At 39.2% G+C, this 6,256-nt stretch carries 5 protein-coding genes and 1 pseudogene; 2 read left to right on the forward strand and 4 right to left on the reverse strand.

From position 1 onward, the window contains the following. Positions 1–34 precede the first annotated feature (34 nt). Both GJV78_RS22005 and GJV78_RS22010 read left to right on the forward strand, forming a co-directional pair. Positions 35–748, forward strand: a pseudogene (locus GJV78_RS22005) (hypothetical protein). Positions 749–1,259: 511 nt separating this feature from the next. After that, positions 1,260–2,744 (forward strand): SIR2 family protein, encoded by a 1,485-nt coding sequence (locus tag GJV78_RS22010; protein WP_155110223.1) that lies wholly within the window; start codon positions 1,260–1,262, stop codon positions 2,742–2,744. A gap of 104 nt (positions 2,745–2,848) precedes the next feature. Here GJV78_RS22010 and GJV78_RS22015 read toward each other — a convergent pair whose 3' ends face one another. The 4 genes from GJV78_RS22015 to GJV78_RS22030 form a co-directional block, all read right to left on the reverse strand. Then, positions 2,849–4,030 (reverse strand): restriction endonuclease, encoded by a 1,182-nt coding sequence (locus GJV78_RS22015; RefSeq protein WP_045619641.1) that lies wholly within the window; start codon positions 4,028–4,030, stop codon positions 2,849–2,851. Between the two features lie 103 nt (positions 4,031–4,133). Then, the gene (locus tag GJV78_RS22020) at positions 4,134–5,261 is read right to left on the reverse strand and encodes a PD-(D/E)XK nuclease family protein (protein WP_155110224.1); all 1,128 of its coding nucleotides are present in this window, start codon (positions 5,259–5,261) and stop codon (positions 4,134–4,136) included. Positions 5,262–5,364: 103 nt separating this feature from the next. Further along, positions 5,365–5,856, reverse strand: coding sequence for a hypothetical protein (locus tag GJV78_RS22025; protein WP_167519707.1), 492 nt, complete (start codon positions 5,854–5,856; stop codon positions 5,365–5,367). Positions 5,857–5,897: 41 nt separating this feature from the next. Further along, on the reverse strand, positions 5,898–6,256 hold a 359-nt coding region (locus GJV78_RS22030), incomplete at its 5' end, for a M48 family metallopeptidase (RefSeq protein WP_155110225.1).

Raw genomic sequence — 6,256 nt, forward strand, 5'->3', positions numbered from 1 at the left:
TGAAGGTGTTTTTATTACGGGGCAGGATTGAAGAATGGAAAGGCTATTAGACGCGTACAAACGGATATTACAGGAAGTTGACGCCCAGTCATTTAACCTGAATGAAGATAAATACTCAGGCGTCTTTTTACCCGTGCCGTTTGAAGAATACTGGCACTCACCGGTAAAAATCATGCTGGTTGGACGTGAAACCGCTGGCTGGAATACGCTGAATGGTAAGAATACGATATCACGGATGCTGGGACTTATACCTGACGTCACCATCGGGCAGGTGGTTGAAGAGGCTGTAGATCGTTACAGGAAACATCTTCCGGTACAAAATGATGGCACCACAAACCTCAAATCACGTAGCCGCTTCACGCAATATCATTTCCGGCTGGCCCGGGAGCTTAATATTCCTCCCCAGGCAATCGTGTATGCCAATCTACTGGCGTGGGATTACGACGGACTGACCCCTCTCAATCGCCCTCAAAATGAAGTGCAGGAAGTCATATTAGCCTCGCTGAAGCTGCTGGCGGTACAAATTAAACACCTTGAGCCTGATTTCATCATCTTTGCATCTGGAGCCCGGAGAACAGACTACATCATAAAACAGGNAGGCAGCTAGAGCATTACAGCTTGCTCAGCAGGCCCCCCTTCCCGGAAGCGTACCGGAAAACAGGCAAAGCGGCCTGGTTCTCTATGCTGGAGGCGACACGTTCAATTCGGCATTGCCAGGCTGGAGATTGCACTTCATTGCACCCCGTGAGCACAGGATATGCACAGGGCGTGAATTCCAGGCACAAAAAAACCACCCGTAGGTGGTTTCACGACACTGCTTATTGCTTTGATTATTCTGCTTTTTTCCCATGGTACCCGGAACGAGACTTGAACTCGTACAGCCTATGGCCGAGGGATTTTAAATTCTACGCAGGATCAATGAGTTAGATAGCAGTACATTGCGAAACTTCGCTGCAATTGTCCATCTACTTTACTGTAATTGGCAGTAAATAGATAGACTTGGATAACTTTGAGCACAGAGTCAGCACAGGTAAGCCCCCCCTGGCACGGAAGCCCAAGTGCCAATCTCAGTACATGAATAACGTCTAAAAATGTAGCTTGGCTGTACCTGTACCAGGTCAGCTATGGTGGTGGATTGCCACTAATGTTCGTTCCCCTTTCCAGTCTGATAAGGGTGATACTATTTATGAAAGACCATTGGCATTTTCTTTCGAAATTTGATTTTATGATGAGTATGTGGGTTAATGTTGAGAATTGGTATGGAAATCCAAGATTTTGTAGGTCATTACAAAAATCATCCAGTGCTTTTCATCGGCACCGGTTTTAGTCTTAGGTATCTTCAAAACTCTTTTGGCTGGAATGAATTACTTGAGTTTATATCCAATGAACTCACGGGTAATGAGGAGTTTTACTATGACCTTAAAGCAGAATCAATGGAGAATGGTGAATATAGTTATGACCTTTTGGCAACAAGGCTTGAGATAGAATTCAACAAATGTCTTGCAACTGATCGGAATGGCAAATTCGAAGCCATTAACGATATTTTTTATAAAAACATGAAAGAAGGCAAGAAACTGAGCCGTTTTAAAATTTATATAACAGAAATACTTAACGGCTTATTGATAAGACCCGAAAAAAGCAATGAAATTGACGCTCTAATTAGAGCACGTAAAAACATTGGTTCCGTCATAACCACGAATTACGATCGTTTATGTGAAAAAGTTTTTGAGTTCAACCCATTAATAGGGAATAATATTCTTCTTAGCAACCCCTATGGCTCAGTTTACAAAATACATGGTTGTGTAACCGACTCAGACAACATAATTATAACAAGAGACGACTATAATAACTTCAATAATAAATACGAATTAATCAGGGCCCAACTCCTTTCTATTTTCATACACAACCCTATTATATTTATTGGCTATAGCATAAGTGATTCAAACATTAAGTCCCTGTTAAAAACTATTTTTTCATATGTAAATGTCAACACTGAACTAGCAAAGAAGATTCGCGATAACTTCCTGCTAGTTGAATATGCACCTGGTGATCATACGACAGAAATAACCGAGCATGATATTGATATTGAGAGCATGGCAACTATCCGCATCAATAAAATCAAAACAGATAACTATACTGCTATATATGATGCACTTTCAAAACTAGTCCTTCCAGTTTCCGCGATGGACATCAGGAAAGTGCAAAAAGTTTGGAATACTATTAAAAGCGGCGGAGAAATAAAGGTAAATATAACAGAAAACATCGATGAACTAAAAAATGAAGATATGGTTTTAGCCGTTGGTTCAGAACGGACTGTTAAATATGAATTCCAAACCAAAACTGAAATGATTCAAAATTATTTCAAAATAGTTGATGAAGCAAACTCACAACTTATATCATTACTGAATAAGCAAGTCATATCAACTCGTGAAAGGTTCCCGGTTTTCGCATTCAGTTCAATTTGTGAGAATCTCATTAATGAAGAAAAATATAAAAATCGCCAAGTTGATAAAATTATCGCTGACTTAAAGGGTTATGTTAAAGAATGCGGAAATGAATACTCAACAATAACTGACATAACGGATAACTTACCTGACTGGAAAGTCATCGGTGGAATCATGTATTCTGTTATGGATGATAATATATCAATAGAAGAATTAAAGAATTATCTTGAAGAACACTCCGGACGGTGTGACACGGATTTCAGAAAATTATTATGTCTTTATGATTACTTAGCATTTTAAATGTTCGATTTTTTTACTAAACCGCCTTTAAGGCGGTTTAGTAAATTAAAGTTACCAACGCAAAACCTGCCAGTACTTACCATCAATGCTGCAATGTTTAAACATTATGAGTTCGACTGAAAATCTTCGATTATCTTCTGATTGTAATCATCCAGATACTTTTGCAGTTCATCCCTGTCGATCAGACGTACCAAGGCTGATTCAGCTAACTCTTTCGCAGAGCGTGTGAAGTAGGAATTAGTCACAACCATCGCCTCATCACAACCATAGAATGTTTTAGCAGAGATCACCTGCTGCACCGCCGAGTTACCTACAGAACCAGAATAATTTTTCGCCTGAATAACCATATCCTTACCAAATCGAGTGACGAAGAGATCTGCCCCCTGATCTTGCGTTCTCTTGGTTTCTTTGACGTCATAGCCCATAGTCTGGAATACTTCCACAAGGAAATCTTCAAACTGGAAACCGTCCATTGCATCAACTAAATACATGGTGACGAATTTGTTAGGGTTAAAATGTTCGAGCCGTGTAGCTAATCTATCAACCAGAATATCAAAATAAATATGTTCGCACACAGCTAAGTATTTTTTAACTTCATCAAATGAAACTAAAGGAACACCAGGCGTAGCCTCCGCTTTTTCATTGAACTCTACTGATGAGAACTCTATTTTATTGCTCCATATATAGAATAGAAACAATGAAAGATCTGCCCTAAAAGTGGTACCCGCTTCCTCAATCCATGACTTCAAGGATTCAGTAAGTGTGGATTTAATATGCCGTTTAACTTCCTTAGCGAAACCATAATAAAGAGCGTTAAATGACGTGGTAAGGAGTAATTTATCTAATAGCTCAGGTAACTGCTCAAGCTCATTGAACCCTTTTCTGACCAACACCTCACGGAAAAGTTGTAATTCGGAGTATGTACCATTATCTGTTGAGTAATCTGCTTCCGATTTATTATTATGTGAGAATCTGGAAGTGTAAATGAAGTTAGTAAAATATGGATCTTTTAAACTGGAGTATTTTTCGAGAACATTTTCAAGCAATTGATTAAGCTGAGTTTGCTCTTTCTTTTTCCCAAATAGATCTTTTAGAACACCCTTTGAACGATACTGAAATTCGGGATAAAACGATGGATTCAATGGTGTCATACGTTGTATGTCTATTGCTTGTGCGGTCGATGATGCTGAACCCCATGCAGACGTTTTTACAGGCGAAACTCCACTACACCAGGGACAATTAACCTCAAAAGTCGTTCTACTGCAAGTATCACACTGATAAATCATTTGAATATTCTCCTTTTATTCCAATATCTGTCTATTCGGCGCTTCAATTACCAGCCTAATAATCCACAATTTAAAAAGATCGTCATCACTCAGTCATATTACTTTATGTTCTTATTTTTGAGTCCATCCACTTAGTCATACCCTTAAGAAGAACCAGTGCATCTTTTTTGCTTCTCGTATTCCCCCAAAAACTCAGTTCAAGCACTTTCCCCTTCCCAGTAATTGATACTTCATAGTCCTCAGGGCTAGCTGTTGGAATGAAATCTCCAGCACTTAAAGCAACTCTTATTTCTTCTTTTAGTGCATTAACTTCAGGGTAATCATCTGAATGTATCCATCCATATACGTAGAACTCAGCTTCATCTCGACCATCCTCTGAAGGGCGATAAACTAACGTAATTCCTGTTTTACCTTGCCCCCAGCATCCCGGCATCAGATGAATTGCTTTATAGTAACCCTTCCAGTTATTAATACCTGTTGCAATATGAATATCAGGCAATACCTCTGAGACAACCGATTTAGCTTCCTCGGTGATAGCATTTTGGTACATTTCCAGCAATTGAACCGATTTTATCAAAGCCGTGAAATTTTCAGTGACAAACTCCACATTTTTATCAGATACCTTATCCATACTAACCTCACTCAATTTTTTAAGATGACTTAAAAACTCCTGATAAAAAACAGTCCACTTGCTGAACCCTTGATTCATCATCTCCAACCCCAGACGTCGGATGGCGGTTTCCAGCAGCAGTGAATAATTGATAAGTTGCCAACCGTCTACGCCTTTAGCGCTGTTACCGTCAGGCTTTAATATACAGCGAAATAGTTTTTGATTGTTGCCGCCGTAACTATCAATGAGACTTACATAGCTGGGAAAAGGATTATATGTATCAGCCAGAACTTTATGCTCAATACCTATAATGAATTCATCATGTCTGATAAGAATATCAATATATTTCCCATCTTCTGTTCGGGCCTCTCTCATTAACTCCAGAGAAGTGAAATCAATTTCATCAACATCGAGGGAATCATCCAGGCAACATAGCAATGCTTTGAGCAACCATGGCGGCACCATTTTCTGGGCTCCCATAAACAAAGCCATCAAATCCGTAGTTGGATTTTCGAGATATCCGGAACCTCCCAATTCAAAGAAATTGAATTCAATATCATCCTCAACCGAGATGCCTTTCAGTTGTTCAATAAATTCGATAGCCAACGCTTCAGAATGCAATTCAACCTCCCTTTAACAATCATATTTACTATGCCATTTATTTGATATTTCAGTTATTGAAAACTGTCACTGTTAATCAATATCCATGCAGAAAACTAAAACATTATTCATTAATCCTTTTGCGGGCAATATCTATCTCTATCGCCATTTTAATTTCATCTTTCTTGGATTCTATAATCCTGATATCTTTTTCCATACTTTCAATTAAAGCATTAAGTGTTTTTATTTTTTCAGGATCAGTTTCATATTTTAACTTTACCTCCGGTTCATTCATTTTCATTCTTATTGCATGAATTTGTTCGTTAAGAGGTTTTGTCTTTTCATTTATGATTCTGTTTTTCTCATTGAACCAATGCATGCCTTTATTAAAACGTTCCAGCCCGGCATTTGTATCATTTAGCACCCTGGCTACAACATTTGATACTTCTCCTGATTTACTCTTTCTTTTACCGAGAAGTTTCATTAATAATCCAGAAACAACAATCACCGGAATAGCCACATAAGTTAAATAGACACCAACATAGCTGACAGTTAGTAATGTCAGGACATAAAGAATTAGAGTGGTATAAAAAATATACTTTGATACTGAATACATAACTTCCCCGATTAGTTTCTAAATTAGAATAAGCCCCAAAATCACATATCAGTCAACAACATCCCCGCCATCCCATCCAGTCGCTTCTTGACCTTTTCCCACCCCGGCATGACCTGCCCCATCAGACGGTAAAACTCTTCGCTGTGGTTGTGCTCAGCCACATGGCATAACTCATGTAGCAATACATAGTCGATACATTCTGAGGACGCTTTCACCAGCCATGGATTCAGAGTCAGACAGCCTTTTGCAGAGCAGTTACCCCATTGCGTTTGCATCGCCCGCAGACGTATCGGCGGACGCTCATTAATCCAAAGGGTCTGCGGTATCAGTAAATCAAGCCTGCGTTGAAAGACATCTCTGGCGCGTTCCCGATACCATTCGGCCAGCAACGCTTTAACTT

It is taken from the genome of Intestinirhabdus alba (genome assembly GCF_009711095.1).
In the GTDB taxonomy this organism is placed as follows: Bacteria; Pseudomonadota; Gammaproteobacteria; order Enterobacterales; family Enterobacteriaceae; genus Intestinirhabdus; species Intestinirhabdus alba.